The sequence below is a fragment of the Pannonibacter carbonis genome, from assembly GCF_003012935.1.
Lineage (GTDB): Bacteria > Pseudomonadota > Alphaproteobacteria > Rhizobiales > Stappiaceae > Pannonibacter > Pannonibacter carbonis.
Map to the genome: position 1 here is coordinate 226,452 of NZ_PUDR01000001.1, position 18,276 is coordinate 244,727.

The window sequence follows — 18,276 nt, forward strand, 5'->3', positions numbered from 1 at the left end:
CAGGAACCGGCGCGGCGGCCCACAATTAGCCGCCTCGCCCCCTTGGCCTGCGCCCTGCCCTCGGGTAATCATGGGTCGCAGCGGGTCGGTCCGGTACCGGGCCCGGACGAGCCGGCGAGGCAGCGCGTGATCGAAGCGGCGATGTATGCATTCCTGGGGTTCCTGGCAGCCGGGCTGCTGGCACTCCTGATTTTGCCTGCTGTCTGGCGCCGGGCCGTACGGCTGACACGTGATGCTGTCCTGGCGACACACCCCTCCACCTATCGCGAAGTCAAGGCCGCACAGGATGTCTTGCGCGCTGAAGCAGCTCTGACCCATCGCCGGCTGGAACGCGAACTGACCCGGCTGAAGGCACAGGCCGCACAAGCCCGGGCAGAGGCAGGAAAATATCTGCCGGAACGTCTCGCGCTGCAGGCCGAGCGCAGCGAACTGTCCGAGCATCGCCGCGAAGTGGATGCCTTGCTCGCAGCGCAGACAGACGAAAACAAGCAACTGCGTGAAGATCTGATCCTCGCCCGGACGGAGGCACACGAACTGGCCGCGAGCCTGAAACAGGCTGAGACCGAAGTTACCGAGTTGCGCCAGTTGCTGGACTCGCGGCGCGGCACCAGTTCCGACCCTCTTGCCGCCGCAACGATTTCCGCGCTTGAGGCCCAGATCGCCAGCCTGCAGCGCCAGTTGGCTAGCCGTACCCCGGCAGCACCCCAGGTGCCCGCAACGTCGGCGGACGCCCTGGCCGCCCAGATTTTGCCGGACGCCGATACGGTCAACCTGCGGCGCAACATCGCCCGGCTCGAAAGCGAACTGATGGACCAGGAGACCGACTTCATCGCTGCGCAGGCAGATGTCGCCCGCCTTACCCTGCAACTCGACCTGGCCGGCGGCCTGCCTGACGGTCTCGTGGCGCAGATGGACCAGAACCTCAAGGAAGCCGCACGCGAGAATGCGCGGCTGGCAGCCCGCGCAGCCGCACAGGACCGGGCCCTCGCCAAGACCCGCACCGAAATCGCCCGCCTGACCAACGAACTGGCAACCAGCCCGGCCGTGACAGCCTTGCGGGACGAACTGAAGGCCCTCGCCGGAACAGTGGTTGCCGCGCAGGGGGAACAGTCCGAAGCTGAAAAGCCAAAGTCAACACGCAGCCGGAAAGCGACCAGCAAGGCTGCGACGCCAACCGACGCAACGGCAGCCACGACAGGTCCGACGACACCCGCAACGGCGGCAAGATTGTCCGCAGTCGAGATCGCTGGACGGATCGTGCGCGCCAGCACAGCAGCGCGTGAGGCCCTGTCGGTGTCAACCGCCCCGCAAGCAGACCAACCGGCTATCATCGCAAAGCCACAGCGCACGGCAAAGGCAACGGATCCGGTCAGCCCCGAAAAATCGGGGCAAGCCAATCAGGAGCAATCCCCGCGGGATGGCCGCTCGGGAAAGAAACAGGTTGTCGCCTGAAGGGGAAACTGCCCGGAGACGCAAGTGCGCTGCCGATGCGGACATACAGGTGCATATCGGGTCAAGCCCGCCTGCGCACTGAGTTTTCAGGGAAGGAATGGTACTCCCAAGGGGAATCGAACCCCTGTTTCCGCCGTGAGAGGGCAGCGTCCTGACCGCTAGACGATGGGAGCGGCTGCAACGGGCAAAGCCTTATCGTTGCGAGACCGCCCGTATAATTGTTTGCCGGCTGCAAGGCAAGCGGTTTTTCGGGGCCGAAACCGGCTGTGGCGCCGTCTCCTCCGCGCTGTCCCGGCCTTGTGCCGGGACCTGTGAGGGACACGATTGCGTTTCCTGCGGCTTCAGCATTTCGCGACCATGACAGGTCCCGGCACAAGGCCGGGACGGCGCGGAGGGGGTGGATGAGCTGCGGCAAAGGGTGCGCTGCGGCTGCGGCGACGCGTACCCCGAACCGGCGCGCGGAGTTGGCGCGAAGGCTTGGTGGCGAACAGCCGTTTGCTGAAACGCCTTCCAGCTCAGGGCCTTGCAAGCGTTGTCCGGCCGAGCGCCTTGCCGGTGGCGGTGTCCATGCGCTGGATGACCGTCGTGGTGCCGTCCTGAACCAGCAGGTAAAGCACGCCGTCGGAGACCGACAGGCTGCGGACCTCGCCTGCGCCTTCAAGGGCAATGGATTCCGGCCAGTTTCCACCCGGCACCTTGCCGACGGAATTGACCTTGTAGATGATTGCTGCCAAGAGGGCACCAATGCCGGCGATCATGATCAGGGTCGAGCCGGCCACCAGCCGGCGCAGACGCGACTGCACACGCAGCACCGCAGGATCCAGCGGCGCTTCTTCAGCGTTACCCGGCTCGCGATCATCAAAGGCAGACTTGGTCATGACAGACAGAACTCCAGTACAGCCGACGTTCGTGGACGAAGGCGAAGACGGGCACGACGACGCAGTTTCCGGCTTCGTAGCCGGGCCGGACGACGCGGGCAAGCGGCTGGATGCGGTTCTGGCTGCTCATTTCGCTGATCTTAGCCGCAACCGGCTGCAAAACCTCATCAAGGCTGGCGAAGTCTCGGTCAATGACAAGACCGTGAAGGAAGCCAAGTACAAGGTTCATGACGGCGACAGCCTGACACTGACCTTGCCGGAACCCGAGGAGCCGGAGCCGCAGGGCGAGGATATCCCGCTCGACATCGTCTACGAGGACGACGCGCTGATCGTCATCGACAAGCCCGCCGGACTGGTGGTGCATCCGGGCGCCGGAAACTGGACCGGCACGCTGGTCAACGCGCTGATCCATCACTGCGGTGACAGCCTGTCGGGCATCGGCGGCGTGCGGCGACCCGGCATTGTCCACCGGCTGGACAAGGACACCTCCGGCCTCCTGGTGGTGGCCAAGACGGACCAGGCGCACAAGGGCCTGTCAGAGCAGTTTGCCGATCATGGCCGGACCGGCCCGCTGGAGCGGTCCTATCAGGCGCTGGTCTGGGGCGCGCCTTCGGGCCTGCGCGGCACAGTCGATGCCAACCTTGCTCGGTCGGAACACAATCGGCAGAAGATCAACGTCGTGCGAACCAGTGGACGCCATGCCGTGACCCACTGGCAGGTGCAGGAACGCTTCGGCCCGGCCGACCAGCCTTCGCTGGCCGCCCTGGTCGAATGCATGCTGGAAACCGGCCGGACGCATCAGATCCGTGTGCATATGGCCCATGTCGGCCTGCCGCTGATCGGCGACCATGTTTACGGTGCCGGGTTCAAGACCAAGGCCAATCCCCTGCCCGAGCCACTGCGCTCGGAAGTGCTGAATTTCCCGCGTCAGGCACTGCATGCCGGACTGCTGGCCTTCGAACATCCGGTCACCGGCGAGACCATGACCTTCGAAAGTGACATCCCGGACGACTTCAAGGCCCTGCTGGACGCATTACGAAAATTTTAGGTTCGAGCGGGCCGGCCGGGTCCTGTATTTGCCGCAATGCTGCTTATATCCTTCTGCATCGGCGAGCCGGGAACCGGACGCCGGTGAATCGCGTTGCCACAGAAAGACTGGCACAAGGCTCATCCCCGAGCGTCCGAAGAGGACAGGGAGCGGCCTGCCGGTCGGGGGACGCCAGCCAGGAAGGGGGCGCATGTCATGGCCCGGAATGTACCGATGCTTGTCGCCGGTGAAGGCGGCCTGAGCCGATATCTCGATGAAATCCGCCGGTTTCCGATGCTGGAGCCGCAGGAAGAATACATGCTCGCCAAGCGCTACCGAGAGCATGATGACCCTGCCGCCGCCGAGAAACTGGTCAACTCTCACCTGCGCCTCGTGGCCAAGATCGCCATGGGCTACCGTGGTTACGGCCTGCCGATCGGCGAAGTCGTATCGGAAGGCAACGTCGGCCTGATGCAGGCGGTCAAGCGCTTCGAACCCGAACGCGGCTTCCGCCTTGCCACCTATGCCATGTGGTGGATCAAGGCTGCGATCCAGGAGTACATCCTGCGCTCGTGGTCGCTGGTCAAGATGGGCACGACCGCCAACCAGAAGCGTCTGTTCTTCAACCTGCGCCGCCTCAAGAGCAAGATCCAGGCCCTGAACGAAGGTGACCTGAAGCCGGAGCAGGTGCAGGAGATCGCAACCAAGCTGGGCGTGTCGGAAGAAGAGGTCGTGTCGATGAACCGGCGCCTTGGCGGCGACGCTTCGCTGAACGCGCCGATCCGCTCTGCCGAAGCCGAAAGCGGCGAGTGGCAGGACTGGCTCGTCGACGAAAGCGACAGCCAGGAGACCCTGCTCGCCAACCAGGAAGAACTGGACCAGCGCCGCAAGCTGCTGTCTGACGCCATGGAGGTGCTCAACGAGCGTGAGCGGCGCATCTTCGAGGCCCGCCGCCTGGCCGAAGAACCTGTCACGCTGGAAGACCTGTCCGCCGAGTTTGGCGTCAGCCGCGAGCGCGTGCGCCAGATCGAGGTGCGGGCGTTCGAAAAGGTGCAGCAGGCCGTGCAGAAGAGCGCCCGGGCCCTGGAACATTCGACGCTGAACTGAGCTGTTGCTTCCCCTCCCCGCGTCCCGGCACCCCGCCGGGACGGCGTGGCTGTGCGGTCTTTGACCCCCGCCCGATCGCTGTGCTTTCCCCTCCCGCAAAACGTGTTTCGTCCCGGATCATTCTGATCTAGGGTGCTGCATTGTCAGCACTTTGTGGGGAGCACCGTGACGCTCAGACGTTTGACGGGAAAGCGGTTTGTGGTGGGCTTTTGCGCTGCCCTGACGCTTGGCCTCATGACGGCGATCCGTGCGCTGAACCCGGATTTTCTCGTCTCGGTGCGGGAACTGACCTTCGATTACCTGCAACGTCTGGCCCCGCGCGCTTACCAGGACCTGCCGGTGCGCATCGTCGACATCGACGAGGCGTCGATTGCCGCCTACGGGCAGTGGCCCTGGCCGCGCAGCCGCATCGCGGAGCTTGTCACCGGGCTGAACGAGCTGGGCGCGGCGGTGATCGCCTTTGACGTGATCTTTGCCGAAGCCGACCGCTCTTCCCCCGTGCGCCTTGCCGAGACGCTGGATCTTGGCGGCCGGGCCGACGAGGCCGAAATCCGCGCCGCCCTCGCCCGCCTGCCCGACACGGACAAGGTGCTGGCCGAAGCACTGGCCAGTGCGCCTACCGTGCTCGGCTTTGCGGTTTTGCCAACGACCGCACCGCGCCTGCCGGCGCAAAAGGCCGGCATCGCCTTTGGTGGCGCCGATCCGGCAACGATCCTGCCCGCATTCCCCTCGGCCCTGGCGGCCTTGCCCGTGCTGGAAGAGGCTGCCAGCGGCACCGGCTCGGTGTCCCTGTCCGCCAGCGACACCGGCGGCGTGGTGCGCCGGATCCCGCTGCTGTTCTCGGATGGCAAGACCGTGTTTCCGAGCCTCGCCATCGAGGCGCTGCGCGTTGCGCAAGGCGCAAGCGGCCTGATCGCGCGCAGCAGCACCGCCAGCGGCGAGACCACAGGCGAGCGGCCCGCGCTGACTGACCTCAAGGTCGGATCCTTTGCCGTGCCGACCACCGCCATCGGTGAGCTGTGGGTGCATTACGACAAGGACCGGCCGGAGCGCTATGTCTCGGCACTGGATGTGCTGGATCCGGCCAGACGCGCCGCCTTGCGCAGCCGGATCGAAGGCAACATCGTCTTCGTCGGGACATCCGCCGCCGGGCTGTTCGATATCCGCGCAACGCCGCTTGGCCAGTTGGTGCCGGGGGTGTCGATCCATGCACAGGCGACGGAACAGATCATCACGAATGATTTTCTCGTCCGGCCGGACTGGGCCGATGGGCTGGAGCTGATTGCCACATTCGCAGGCGGCTTCCTGCTTGTGCTGCTGCTGCCGTTCGCCGGTGGCCTTGCGACCGGATTGTTTTCGCTGCTCATCGCAGTCGGCCTCACCGGCGGGGCGATCTATCTCTACCTGACCCGCAACCTGCTGATCGATCCGCTCTATCCGTCGGTCACGGCGTTCGTGGTCTTCGCCGTGGGCATGGCGCTGCTTTACGTGCTGACCGACAAGGAAAAGCGCTTCGTGCGGCAGGCCTTCAGCCAGTACCTGTCGCCGGATCTGGTGCATCAGCTGGAAAAGCGGCCAGATCAGCTGGTGCTGGGCGGGGAACTCAGGCCGATGACCATCCTGTTCATGGACGTGCGCGGTTTCACGCCGATTTCGGAGCAGCTGACGCCGACGGAGCTGGTGCATTTCCTCAACACGCTGCTGTCGCCGCTGTCCGACGCCATCCAGGCGCATGGCGGCACCATCGACAAATACATCGGCGACAGCATCATGGCCTTCTGGAATGCGCCGGTGACCGAGGAGGACCATGCCGCCCTCGCCTGTGCCGCCTCGCTGGAGATGCTGCGGATCGTCGAGCAGTTGAACGAGACTGACGCATTCGCGTTCAAGGCGCGGGGCCTCCGGGCGCAAACAGTGCAGATCGGCATCGGCCTCAACACCGGCGAGGCCTGCGTCGGCAACATGGGATCAAGCCGGCGCTTCAACTATTCCGTCATCGGCGATGCGGTCAACGTCGCCAGCCGGATTGAATCGAGCTGCAAGGGCGTCGGGGCGGAATTGCTGGTGTCCGGCGACACCCGGACCGAGGCGCCCGATTTCGCCTATCTGGAGGCAGGCGCCATCCCGCTGAAGGGCAAGTCGCTGCCGGTCAAGCTGTTCGCGCTGGTCGGCGATGAAGACCACAGACGCACCGAAGCGTTCCAGACGCTGGAGCGCCAGCATATGGCGCTGGTCGAGGCCCTGGATGAAGGCGCCGCACGGCGGGCGGACGAGGCGCTCGCCGCCTGCCGCGCGCTGGCCCCGCAGTCGCTCACGCCCTTCTACGACAAGATGGCCGAACGCGTGGCCGGCCTTGCGATGGCAGCGCAGTAGGCGCAGCGGTTACGCCCCGGAACAAACACGCCAGAACTAACACACCGGAACAAACTCCGCGCTGTCCCGGCCTTGTGCCGGGACCCGTAATGGTCCCGCCGCGTTGCATCCAACTTCAGAGGAAGCGCCATTCTGACAGGTCCCGGCACAAGGCCGGGACGGCGCGGGGCGAGGTTGTCCTTCCGGTCCAGAGAAGTCCCCCACCCCCAAACCCCTCCCCACGAGGGGGAGGGGAGCTTCGAGGCTTCGACAGGGTTGGACCGTTTCAGCTCCGTATTTCAGCACACGCTGCTGACGCTGCCGCTCCGGCCAGACTGCAGGAGCGGCAGGGTCAGGACATTCAGTTCACTTCCCGGGCGTAGGTTTCGACCGGGGGAACGGACTTGATCAGTTCGTTGTCCTTCAGGAAGGTGGCGAAGCGGGTGTAGCGGGCGGCGTCCAGCGCGCCCGGACGCTTGGCAAAGCGGGGCAGCGTATCGGCCCAGGCGCGGCGGTTGAGCGTGTCATCGAGGTTCGGATGTGCCGCGATGAAGGCTTGCCAAGCCTCGTCCGGATGGTTGGTGAGGTAGATCGTTGCCTTCTCGATGGCAGCGAGGAACTTCGGCAGGCGCGGATCGTCCAGCTTGTCCTTGTGCGCGACATAGATCAGCTCGTCGAACACGGGAACGCCGTTCTCTTCCGGGTAGAAGGCCTTGCCCTTCTTGCCCTCGATCTCGATCTGGGTCAGCTCGAAATTACGGTAACCACCGATGATGGCATCGACCTGACCCGACATCAGCGCCGGCGACAGGGCGAAGTTGACGTTGATCAGTTCGACATCGGTGATGGCAAGCCCCTGCGACTTCAGCATCTGGCCAAGCATCGCATCCTCGAAACCGGAGACGGAGAAGCCAATCTTCTTGCCCTTCAGGTCGGCGAGGGTTTTGACCGGACCATCCTCCAGCACGATCAAGGAGTTGAGCGGTGTCTCGACCAGCGTGCCGATCCAGCTGAGCGGCAGTCCTTCATCAATCTGGGCATGCAGCGTCGGCTGGTAGGAGACCGCGATCTCGGCCTGGCCTGCGGCAACCAGCTTCGGCGGCATGGACGGATCGGCCGGTTCGATCAGCTCGACCTCAAGGCCTTCGGCCGCGAAGAAACCCTTCTGCTTGGCCACGACCAGCGGCGCGTGGTCCGGGTTCGTGAACCAGTCCATCAGGACGGTGATCTTCTCGGCGGCAAGGGCCGGTGTCGTTGTGAACAGCGCAGCAGCAAGCGCGAGGGACGCAAGACGGGACAAGCGGATACTCCTTGGGTTGAAGCCCGGCAGAAGCGCCGGGACGGGGAAGAACAAGACGGTCTGGCGAAAGGCTGGATCAGTCTTCGGGTTGCCAGGAGACCAGACGGCGGGTGAGCCGGTCGGCGGCAAAACGCAAGGTCAGGACCATGGTGGCCAGCAGGAACAGGGCTGCAAACATCACATCGGTCTGCATGCGGGCGTTGCTCTGCAGCATGATGAAAGCCAGGCCGCCCTTGGCCCCCACCCATTCACCGACAACCGCACCAATCGGGGCGAAGACGGCTGCAATGCGGATGCCGGAGGCGAGCGCCGGCATCGCCGAGGGGATGCGCAGCAGGGTCATTTCCTGCCAGCGCGTCGCGCGGTAGAGCCTTGAGAGGTCGGCCAGTCCGGGATCCATCCGGCGGAGACCATCAAAGAAGCTGGATGTGACGGCAAAAAATATGACCAGCACCGCCATCACGATCTTGGACGCAAGGCCAAAGCCGAGCCAGAGCACCAGAATGGGGGCGATGGCGAAAACGGGCAGCGCCTGGGTGACAAGGACAACAGGCAGCAGGCCGCGCCGGACCAGCGGTGACAGCCACATCACCAGCGCCACCAGCATGCCCGCAGCAACGCCGAAGACAAAGCCCAGCAGGGTCTCGGTCAGGGTCAGGCTGGCGTGATACAGCAGGAACGAGGGCTGGCGGGCGAAAGCCTCGACCACGGCCCATGGCCTTGGCAGCATGTAAGGCGGGATTTCGGCGAGACGGACCAGCAGGTCCCAGGCCAGGACCAGTATGGCAGCGGTCACAAGGCCGCCGGCCAGATCCTTCCACCGGGCGGAGGGGAGGAAGCCGCGCGGGCGGCTGGCCACAGCAGGGGCGGCTGCAGAACGAGACAAGGGCCCGAGCGGGCCTGAGGCAATCGACACGACAAGGATCTCCCGTCATCGGTACAACCGAACGCGCATGGAGACCCGGGATAAGGCTAAAGGCTTCCGTCCCTTCGCCGGCATGACCCGGATCAGGTTCTAAGGGTTCGGCGTCGAACGCCATCTCAGCTCACTATGGAGCACCCCTCGGACCGGGACCGAACATGCGTGTTTGCGCCGGCCTTGGCAAGATGGAAAATCAGGATGTTTGCGTGGGGGAGGGAAATGGGGGCACGGGACGGTTTCGTCGCCAATATGGCAGCACCGAAGTCACCCCGGGCGAGCAACGCGAGACTCGGGGCCTACTCGCTTCCAGAGCGCCAACTATGGCCGCCGTGTTCCGGAGGCCGCATCGGCAGCAGCGTTCTGCTGGACGATGGCAGTGCCACAGTTCCGCTCTGGGAACGAGTAGGCCCCGGCTCGCGCTGCGCTTGGCCGGGGTGACACGGAGCAAGACTTGACCAGTCCGCCAAAAAACAAAAACGGGGCCCGAAGGCCCCGTCAAAACGCGATGTCCGCAGATGTCAGCCCTTGGTCCAGGAGGCCATGGCCTGTTCCAGGGCGCGGGCACCGGGCGTGCCTTTTTCGAGCGTCAGGATGGCGCGCTTGCCGGTTTCATACAGCATCGGGATGTCGATCCAGCCGCGCTCGCGTAGCAACGCAAGGTTCCGGTCGCGCTCATTGTCGATGCTCGACAAGGCGATCCAGAAAAAGCCCGGAGCCACCTTGACCGAAGCGCCCATCAGCGCATCGCCGCGGGCTTCCTCAGTCGGCTTCATGACCAGACCGGGCACATTGGCAACGTCCTTGCCGGTGAAGCCGTCCGGGAGCTGATACTGGATCTCGACCAGATGGCTGGCAGGGAGCGAGGCATCGGTGTTCGGCTTGATGCGCACGGAGACGGCGATGTTGCGGTCCGGAATTTCGGCCTGGGCCGCCAGGACCTGTACCGCCTTGCCGGAACTGTCGGTTTCCTCGATGACGCTCCAGGCAACCCGGCCCTGGGACGCGGTGCCAGAGCCGGAGGCATCCTCACCTTCTTCGTAAAGGATGGACCGCTGCGCAACGATGGATTCAACCGGGACTTCCGCGACCGGTGCCGGCGGCGTTATCGGGGCAACCGCGACTGGCGTCTCGACCGCAGGGACTGCGGGCACCTGTTCAGCCACCGCCGGCTGCTGCGACGGGGTGATGAGTGTCGTGGTAACGGTGCGTGCGTCAGGCGCAACGGCAGGCTCGCCACTGTCCGTCAGAAGGCGGTCATTGGTCTTCTCGACCTTGCCATTTTCGGCAGGCGCAGATGCAGCCGGAGCTGTCGAGCCAGCCGGATCTGCCGGCGAGATGGCGACAGCCGGGGCATCGCTGCCGGAAAACAGGCTGGCAATCAGATCGCGCTGGCCAAACAGAACAGCCGCAAGCCCAATGATGATCAGGACGAGACCGCCCAGCAGGGCGTAGCGCGTCACAGGAACACCACCGCCACGCTCCATATTGCGGGCACGGGGCGGCTTGCGGTCGGCATGGGGAGCGGTCGAGACCGGCTCCGGAACAAAGTCCGGCTCGATGCGGCGATCGCGGCGCGGTTCGGCTGGGCGCGAAGCAGCCGGGGACAACGCATCATAGGAGGCCGCTGAAGAGGCACGGGGCGCGCCCATGCCAGCCGCGCCGGCCTGACCGTTACCCGGACCAGGAGCAACCGGTTCGGCGCCGAAACTCGGCTCCCGGCGCTGCACCGGCTCGGCCGGTGCAGGAGCCACCGGATCCGGCGCAAAAGCATCACGGGCGGTCTGGACGGCACGGGCAGAAGCCTGGCCCAGCCGCTCGGCTTCCTGAACAGTGGCGCCCAAAGGCGTGCGCGCGGTGGAAGCCGCAGGCGACGTGTCAGAGGGGCGAGGAGTGGCCGGGGCGGAGACCGGGGCAGCGGTTTGCGGCGCATCAGCGGCAACCGGTGCAGCAGGACGGCTCGCCATCAGGGTTTCGCGCGCCGCCTCGGCCTCAACCTTGCGGATTGATTCTTCCAGCCGAAGCTGTTCCGCAGTGATCTCGGACGGGGAAAGCGGCGGCTCATAGGCCTTGAGCTGATTGACGATCGCGTTGCGCGCGCGGCTGTAGACATTTCTGCGGGCCGCACCGTTGTTTTCCGGCAACGAGGCGATCGTTTTCTTCAGGATCGAATAGTAATCAGCCATTGGCTCGCTCGTGAGGGGCTCCGGTGCCGCCAGTGTCCCGCAAATCAGGGACCTCAGACATCAACCATTTGTAGGCGCATCGCCGTCATGCGCAAGTGCCGTTTCTGACCTGCCGTAAAGGCAGAAATGGGGCGGTGCTGCCACCGCCCCTTCTTGGGGCATGCCCCTTGTCTCAATCCTGGAACGGGTTGTGCACCAGGATGGTGTCATCGCGCTCCGGGCTGGTCGACAGGATGGCAACCGGAGCGCCGATCAGTTCCTCGACATAGCGGACATACTTGACCGCCTGCGCCGGAAGTTCCGCCCAGCTGCGCGCGCCCTTGGTGGTTTCCTTCCAGCCCGGAAGGGTCTCGTAGATCGGAACGACACGGGCCTGCGCGCCCTGCGAGGCCGGAAGATAATCAATGCGCTTGCCGTCGAGCTCATAGGCCACGCAGATCTTCAGCTCATCGAGGCCGTCCAGAACATCGAGCTTGGTCAGCGCGATGCCGGTGATGCCCGAGGTGCAGACCGTCTGGCGGACGAGAACCGCATCGAACCAGCCACAGCGGCGCTTGCGCCCGGTGACGGTGCCGAATTCATGGCCCTTGGTGCCGAGGAACGTGCCGATCTCGTCGTTCAGCTCGGTCGGGAACGGGCCTTCACCGACGCGGGTGGTGTAGGCCTTGGTGATGCCGAGGACATAGTCGATGGCGTTGGGGCCAAGACCCGAACCTGCCGAGGCCTGGCCGGCGACGGTGTTCGACGAGGTCACGAAAGGATAGGTCCCGTGGTCGATGTCAAGCAGCGCGCCCTGTGCGCCTTCGAACAGCAGACGCTTGCCTTCGCGGCGCTGGCCATCGAGCAGGCGCCAGACCGAGTCCATGTACGGCAGGACGGTTTCGGCGACGGAGGCCAGTTCCTGGTAGATCGCCTCGGCCGAAATCTCGGCCTGGCCCAGTCCGCGGCGCAGCGGATTGTGATGCGCCAGCAGCCGGTCGATCTTGGCCGGAAGGGTCTCTAGATTGGCAAGGTCCATCAGGCGGATCGAGCGGCGGCCGACCTTGTCCTCATAGGCCGGACCGATGCCGCGGCCCGTGGTGCCGATTCGGGTGCCTGTGTTGGAATTCTCGCGCAGGGCGTCCAGTTCGCGGTGCAGCGACAGGATCAGCGTCGCGTTTTCAGCGATGCGCAGGGTTTCCGGCTCGACGGAAACGCCCTGGTCACGCAGACGGCCGATTTCAGCCACCAGCGCATGCGGATCGACAACAACGCCGTTGCCGATGACCGAGAGCTTGCCCGGACGCACGACGCCCGAGGGCAACAGGGAGAGCTTGTAGCTGACGCCATCGATGACGAGCGTATGGCCGGCATTGTGCCCGCCCTGGAACCGGACGATCACGTCAGCCTGGACGGACAGCCAGTCAACGATCTTGCCCTTGCCTTCATCGCCCCACTGGGAACCGACGACAACCACATTGGCCATAGGTGCCAAGCCCTCCTTGAAAAGGAAAAACAGGTCGGAGGCCCCGAATGCCCCCAACATACAAAGCCCCGGAAAGACCCGGGGCAAACGCGGCGGACTATAGCCACTTGCGCGTCATGTTGCGAGCCGAAACGTCAGTTTTTTGCCTTTGCCGGCCAGATCGCCTTTCGGGTGGGAAGAAGAAGCGCCCCATGCTAGGCGAAGGGGGCCGGCATGCCCCCCCTGCACGGCCTGTCCCTACCGACTGGACCTGATCATGAGCCTCATCAACTGGCTGTTGCTGGCAGCCCTCAGTGCCCTGTGGGGCGGTGCCTTCCTGTTTGCGAAAGTTGCGGTCAGCGAAATCCCGCCCTTTGTTCTGGTGTTCCTGCGAGTGGCGCTGGCAGCGGCACTTCTGCACGTCGTGCTGCGGCTGTCGGGCCATCGGCTGCCGCTGGAACGCAAGAGCCTTGCCGCATTCCTCGTCATGGGTCTGCTCAACAATGTCATCCCCTTCTCGCTGATTTTCTGGGGTCAGACGGGCATCGCAGCAGGCCTGGCCTCGATCCTGAATGCCACGACACCGATGTTCACCTTTCTGGTCGCGGCAATCATCCTGCGCCAGGAAGCGGTGGCGGCAAACCGGACCGCCGGTGTGCTGCTGGGGTTCGCCGGTGTGGCGGCAATGCTGTCGGCAGGGCTTGCCGGGCTGACCTCCGACCCGCTCTGGGCGCAGGCGGCCTGTCTTGGCGCGGCCCTGTCCTATGCCTTTGCCGGCGCCTTCGGGCGCAGGTTCCGCGAAACACCGCAATTGGTAACGGCCACCGGCCAGCTGACCGCCTCGACCCTGATCATGGCGCCGGTCGCCCTGATGACCGCTGGCGACTGGTCACCCGGAGACGTCAGCCTGCTGGTCTGGACCAATGTGGCGGCCCTTGGGGTCTTTGCAACCGCCCTCGCCTATCTGCTGTTCTTCCGCCTTCTGGCCCGCGCCGGGGCAACCAATACATCGCTGGTCACCCTGCTGATCCCGGTCTGCGCGCTTCTGTTCGGGCACCTGCTGCTGGGAGAAAGGCTCTACCCGATCCAGTTTGCCGGGCTTGTCGTTCTGCTCACCGGACTTGCGATGCTGGATGGACGGATCCTCGCGCCCTTTCGCCGCAAGGCCAAAGCATAAAGCAAAAGGGCGGCGGCCAGGTTTCCGGCCACCGCCCGCTCAGGCAAGGAACGTGTCCTGCCTTGGGAGAGCTCAGAAGCGCAGGGACTTGACCTGCTTGACCATCGGCAGGGCAGAGATTGCGGCAAGCGTTGCGGCAGGCACCTCGCCGTCGACCTCAAGCAGCGCGATCGCATCGCCGCCCGGCCCGGTGCGGCCGAGGTTGAAGGTGGCGATGTTGATGCCGGCATCGCCCAGCAGGCTGCCGAACTTGCCGATGAAGCCCGGCTTGTCCTCATTGGTGATGTAGACCATGTGCGGACCGACGCCCGCTTCCATGTTGATGCCCTTCACCTGAATGATGCGCGGCTTGCCATCACCGAACACGGTGCCGGCGACCGATCGCTCCTGCCGGTCGGTGACGACGGTGAGGCGGATGTAGGTTTCATAGGCCCCGGTCTGGCCGCGGCGCACTTCCTCAACCTGGATGTTGCGATCGCGGGCGATGGACGGGGCAGAGACCATGTTGACAGTCTGCAGCAGCGGTGTCAGCACGCCGGTCAGGGCGGCGGCTGTGAGGGCACGCGTGTTCATGTCTGCCACGGCGCCGGCATATTCCAGCCGGACGGCCTTGATGCCGGTTTCCGTCAGCTGGCCGGCGAAGGAGCCAAGCTGTTCGGCAAGACGCACGAATGGCACCAGACGCGGGGCTTCCTCGGCCGTGATCGAGGGCATGTTGAGGGCGTTGGTGACGGCGCCGGCGACAAGATAGTCCGAGATCTGCTCGGCCACCTGCAGTGCCACATTCTCCTGGGCTTCGGTGGTCGAAGCGCCCAGATGCGGCGTGCAGACCATGTTGGGCGCGCCGAACAGCACGTTCTCCTTGGCCGGTTCCTCGACGAAGACGTCGAAGGCAGCGCCGGCAACGTGGCCGCTGTCGAGGCCCGCGCGCAGGGCATGTTCATCCACCAGACCGCCACGGGCGCAGTTGATCAGATAGACGCCGCGCTTGGTCTTCTGCAGGGCATCGGCAGAGATGATGTTGCGCGTCTTCTCGGTCAGCGGCGTGTGCAGCGAGATGAAGTCGGCGCGGGCGAGCAGCGCGTCCAGATCGACTTTCTCGACCCCGAGATCCAGGGCACGCTCTGCCGTCAGGAACGGATCGTAAGCGATCACCTTCATCTTCAGGCCGATGGCGCGTTCGGCGACGATCGAGCCGATGTTGCCGCAGCCGATAAGGCCGAGCACCTTGCCGGTGATTTCGACACCCATGAAGCGGGTCTTTTCCCACTTGCCGGCCTGGGTCGAGGCATTGGCTTCGGGGATCTGACGGGCGACGGAGAACATCATCGCGATTGCATGTTCCGCCGTGGTGATGGCGTTGCCGAAGGGCGTGTTCATCACGATGATGCCCTTGGCGGTGGCCGCCGGAATGTCGACATTGTCGACGCCGATGCCGGCCCGGCCGATCACCTTCAGGTTGGTGGCCGCCGCGATGACCTTCTCGGTCACCTTGGTGGCGGAGCGGATGGCAAGGCCATCATACTGGCCGATGACGGCGAGCAGCGCGTCCTTGTCCTTGCCGAGTTCGGGGCGGAAGTCGACCTCGACCCCGCGCGACTTGAAGATCTGGATGGCAGCGTCGGACAATTGGTCCGAAATGAGAACTCTGGGAGCCATGACAGTTCTGTCTCCTGCGACCGGGAGCAACGCGGGTGCCTCTATGAGGGCTTGGCGTTCAGGCTCAACCGGCGATGAGGTTGCAAGAGGCTGCCGGGTAGGCCGGCAGCCGGAGTTGCGAAAACAAGGCGGGCGAGTGCCTCAGGCTGCGATCTGCAGCTTGGCCTTCTGGATCTCGAAGGCCCAGTCGAGCCAGGGCAGCAGCGCTGCTACGCTTGCCGGGTCGACCGTGGCACCGCACCAGATGCGGAAGCCCGTCGGCGCATCGCGGTAGGAGCCGATGTCATAGGCAACGCCTTCGGCCTCCAGCGCCGCGACCATCGCCTTGGCGAAGGCAGCCTGGCCGGCCTCGTCAAGCGCAGTGACAGCCGGATCGACGATCTTGAGGCAGACGGAGGTGTTGGACCGGGTTGCCGGATCGACCGCCAGAAAGTCGACCCAGGATGTGCGACCGACCCAGCCGGTGATCTGTGCCGTGCTTTCGTTGGCGCGGGCGATCAGCCCCTCGAGGCCGCCGATGGACGAGGCCCACTCCAGCGCGTCGATATAGTCCTCGACGCAGAGCATCGACGGGGTGTTGATCGTCTCGCCCTTGAAGATGCCTTCGTTGATCTTGCCCTTGGAGGTGAGGCGGAAGATCTTCGGCATTGGCCAGGCCGGGGTGTAGCTCTCCAGCCGTTCGACGGCGCGCGGGCTGAGGATCAGCATGCCATGCGCGCCTTCACCGCCGAGGGCCTTCTGCCAGGAGAAGGTGACGACATCGAGCTTGGAGAAATCCATGTTCTGGGCGAAGGCCGACGAGGTGGCATCGCAGATGGTCAGGCCTTCACGGTCGGCCGGGATCCAGTCGGCGTTCGGCACGCGGACGCCGGAGGTGGTGCCGTTCCAGGTGAAGACGACATCGCGGCTGAAATCGACCTGCGACAGGTCCGGCAGCTCGCCATAGGGGGCATCAAGCACGCGCGCGTCGAGCTTCAGCTGCTTGACCACATCGGTCACCCAGGTGGCACCGAAGCTTTCCCAGGCGAGCATGTCGACGCCGCGGGCGCCGAGCAGCGACCACAGCGCCATCTCGACCGCGCCGGTGTCGGAGGCCGGAACGATCCCGATGCGGTAATCCGCCGGAACCTTCAGCACGTCGCGGGTCATGGTGATGGCAAGTTCAAGCCGGCTCTTGCCGATCTTGGCGCGGTGGGAGCGGCCAAGCGAAGTCATGGCAAGCGCGGCGGCAGACCAGCCGGGACGCTTGGCGCAAGGACCAGACGAAAAATGGGGATTGGCCGGGCGGAGCGCCGGCTTTGCAGTCGCAGTCATGTAGCTACCCTCTCAGATAGGTGCCCCTCGTTGGGGAGGGGTGTCCCACGGACGGTGGTAATGACTGCGGCCCCTGGCGTCAAGGCGAAAGCTGCAGCAAGGCAACAACTGGAAAGCGCCACACCAGGCGCTGCAGCATTCAGACCAAATGCGCGCCGCAAGCGCAAGAAACTGTCGCAGGCCCTGCGCCCCGCATGTGGTGCCCCGGAACAACAAAAAGGCCCGCTTGGGGCGGGCCTTTCACATTGCAGATCGTTATTGAATCAGAAACGACGGGAAATCGCGTCGCCCTGGTACAGCATCGGCTGGGAAACCGGGGCGCTGTCGAAGTTGTAGCGTACGCCGAGACGGATCTCGTGTGCAGTCAGGTCCTTGTACTTGATGCGCGACTGGCCGGTACCGACGTCATAAAGCCGAACCGACTTGGCATCGCCCAGGTTCTTGTAGCGATACCCGGCATCGAGGCTCCAGTTGGGGTTCATGGCATAGGACGCACCAGCCATCAGGGCCCAGGCGAGGTTCCATTTGCTATGCGAGCCGTCATATTTGAACGTGCCCTGGCCCGGGTTGACCGAGGTGGTGCCGGAGGTGTTGACCCAGGCGCCACCGACACCGGCGCCGACATACGGCGTAAGGCCATTCCAGGTACCAACGTCAACATAACCGTTCAGCATGACGGTCCAGACGTCGATCTTGGTGCTTTCTTTGGAGAACCCGCCAGTGCACGGGTTGCAAACAGCATAGCCGGTGTATTTGGCCGGGGTTTCGTAGTCGACAGTGATGTCAGCGCGGAAGTAGTCGTTGAACTTGTAACCGACACCGGCACCGAACATCCAGGCATCGTCGAGCTTGTTGCGCTGGAAGCGCAGGTTGCCGATGACCGGATCACTGAAGGACCCCTTGGAGTTCTCGTAAATCTTGTAGCCGATATCACCACGCAGGTACCAGCCACCGACAGCGGGCACTTCCGGGATATGCTCAATGATTGGCGCCGGCATATCAGCTGCGAAAACCGACGTGGAAATGGCCATCGCAACACCGGCCAAAGACAATTGCTTGAACACGTTGCCCATGTCCTGGTCCTTCGAAACAAGCGTCCGCACCGAACAGGGTGGGTCGCGTTGGGGAAACACAGACAGAGTTTTGGCTGTAAACAATTAAGGGCAACTTAACCGTGTTCTTTAACCTGAAATTTTTACCTTAATGAATTACTAATCAACCTGAAGCACAGTAAGCAGCCATTAACAAAAGCCCCAGCACGAAGGCTGGGGCTCAGACTGCGAACAAACTGCGGAGTTTCAACAATTTGCCGTCATTCTGGATAAGGTGAGCGAAAAGCGAACCGAAGATCCGGAATCCAGCGGATCAGTGCGAGCGCCAGCGAGCGCAAAGACAAATCAACTTGGGCCCGTTAAGTTGTGTCGCGCTCCGCGCGGCTGTCATCTGGATCCCGGGTCAGGC

The 18,276-nt window shown here is 64.3% G+C and carries 13 protein-coding genes, 1 tRNA gene and 1 riboswitch; of the genes, 5 read left to right on the forward strand and 9 right to left on the reverse strand.

Annotated features, from left to right (window positions below; all coding sequences use genetic code 11):
• Window positions 1-141 precede the first annotated feature (141 nt).
• Window positions 142-1,452, forward strand: a complete 1,311-nt coding sequence (locus C8348_RS01035) for a coiled-coil domain-containing protein (RefSeq protein ID WP_157950346.1) — start codon at window positions 142-144, stop codon at window positions 1,450-1,452.
• Window positions 1,453-1,550: 98 nt separating this feature from the next.
• Here the strand turns inward: C8348_RS01035 and C8348_RS01040 are convergent.
• Window positions 1,551-1,625: transfer RNA gene (locus C8348_RS01040), tRNA-Glu, on the reverse strand.
• 342 nt (window positions 1,626-1,967) lie between these two features.
• Window positions 1,968-2,330, reverse strand: a complete 363-nt coding sequence (locus tag C8348_RS01045; RefSeq protein WP_106751408.1) for a hypothetical protein — start codon at window positions 2,328-2,330, stop codon at window positions 1,968-1,970.
• Here C8348_RS01045 and C8348_RS01050 point away from each other — a divergent pair.
• The 3 genes from C8348_RS01050 to C8348_RS01060 all read left to right on the forward strand — a co-directional run bounded on the left by C8348_RS01050 (window position 2,329) and on the right by C8348_RS01060 (window position 6,837).
• Window positions 2,329-3,378 carry an RluA family pseudouridine synthase gene (locus tag C8348_RS01050; RefSeq protein ID WP_106751409.1) on the forward strand — a complete coding sequence of 350 codons (1,050 nt, stop codon included), beginning with the start codon at window positions 2,329-2,331 and terminating at the stop codon, window positions 3,376-3,378. The genes C8348_RS01045 and C8348_RS01050 overlap by 2 nt on opposite strands.
• A 195-nt stretch (window positions 3,379-3,573) precedes the next feature.
• On the forward strand, window positions 3,574-4,464 hold the full coding sequence (gene rpoH / locus C8348_RS01055) for an RNA polymerase sigma factor RpoH (RefSeq protein ID WP_106751410.1): 891 nt from the start codon (window positions 3,574-3,576) through the stop codon (window positions 4,462-4,464).
• Between the two features lie 165 nt (window positions 4,465-4,629).
• Window positions 4,630-6,837 (forward strand): CHASE2 domain-containing protein, encoded by a 2,208-nt coding sequence (locus C8348_RS01060; RefSeq protein WP_244293910.1) that lies wholly within the window; start codon window positions 4,630-4,632, stop codon window positions 6,835-6,837.
• A gap of 340 nt (window positions 6,838-7,177) precedes the next feature.
• Here the strand turns inward: C8348_RS01060 and C8348_RS01065 are convergent, their stop codons facing one another.
• The 4 genes from C8348_RS01065 to C8348_RS01080 all read right to left on the reverse strand — a co-directional run bounded on the left by C8348_RS01065 (window position 7,178) and on the right by C8348_RS01080 (window position 12,686).
• On the reverse strand, window positions 7,178-8,122 hold the full coding sequence (locus C8348_RS01065) for an ABC transporter substrate-binding protein (protein ID WP_208983462.1): 945 nt from the start codon (window positions 8,120-8,122) through the stop codon (window positions 7,178-7,180).
• A 70-nt stretch (window positions 8,123-8,192) separates the two neighbouring features.
• Window positions 8,193-8,846, reverse strand: a complete 654-nt coding sequence (locus C8348_RS01070; protein ID WP_106751648.1) for an ABC transporter permease — start codon at window positions 8,844-8,846, stop codon at window positions 8,193-8,195.
• A 238-nt stretch (window positions 8,847-9,084) separates the two neighbouring features.
• Window positions 9,085-9,190: riboswitch (TPP riboswitch) on the reverse strand.
• A 366-nt stretch (window positions 9,191-9,556) separates the two neighbouring features.
• Window positions 9,557-11,221 (reverse strand): hypothetical protein, encoded by a 1,665-nt coding sequence (locus C8348_RS01075; protein WP_106751412.1) that lies wholly within the window; start codon window positions 11,219-11,221, stop codon window positions 9,557-9,559.
• A gap of 172 nt (window positions 11,222-11,393) precedes the next feature.
• Window positions 11,394-12,686 carry an adenylosuccinate synthase gene (locus C8348_RS01080; protein ID WP_106751413.1) on the reverse strand — a complete coding sequence of 431 codons (1,293 nt, stop codon included), beginning with the start codon at window positions 12,684-12,686 and terminating at the stop codon, window positions 11,394-11,396.
• A gap of 256 nt (window positions 12,687-12,942) precedes the next feature.
• On the opposite strand from C8348_RS01080, the gene C8348_RS01085 reads away from it, so the two are divergent.
• Window positions 12,943-13,842: a DMT family transporter gene (locus C8348_RS01085; protein WP_106751414.1), complete on the forward strand. Its 900-nt coding sequence runs from the start codon at window positions 12,943-12,945 to the stop codon at window positions 13,840-13,842.
• A gap of 72 nt (window positions 13,843-13,914) precedes the next feature.
• On the opposite strand, the gene serA is transcribed toward C8348_RS01085, so the two are convergent.
• The 3 genes from serA to C8348_RS01100 all read right to left on the reverse strand — a co-directional run bounded on the left by serA (window position 13,915) and on the right by C8348_RS01100 (window position 17,888).
• A complete protein-coding gene (gene serA / locus C8348_RS01090; RefSeq protein WP_106751415.1) occupies window positions 13,915-15,501 on the reverse strand; it encodes a phosphoglycerate dehydrogenase in 1,587 nt (528 codons plus the stop codon).
• A gap of 141 nt (window positions 15,502-15,642) precedes the next feature.
• Complete coding sequence (locus C8348_RS01095; protein ID WP_106751416.1) at window positions 15,643-16,815, reverse strand: phosphoserine transaminase; 1,173 nt, start codon at window positions 16,813-16,815, stop codon at window positions 15,643-15,645.
• Window positions 16,816-17,078: 263 nt separating this feature from the next.
• On the reverse strand, window positions 17,079-17,888 hold the full coding sequence (locus C8348_RS01100; RefSeq protein WP_106751417.1) for an outer membrane protein: 810 nt from the start codon (window positions 17,886-17,888) through the stop codon (window positions 17,079-17,081).
• Window positions 17,889-18,276 lie beyond the last annotated feature (388 nt).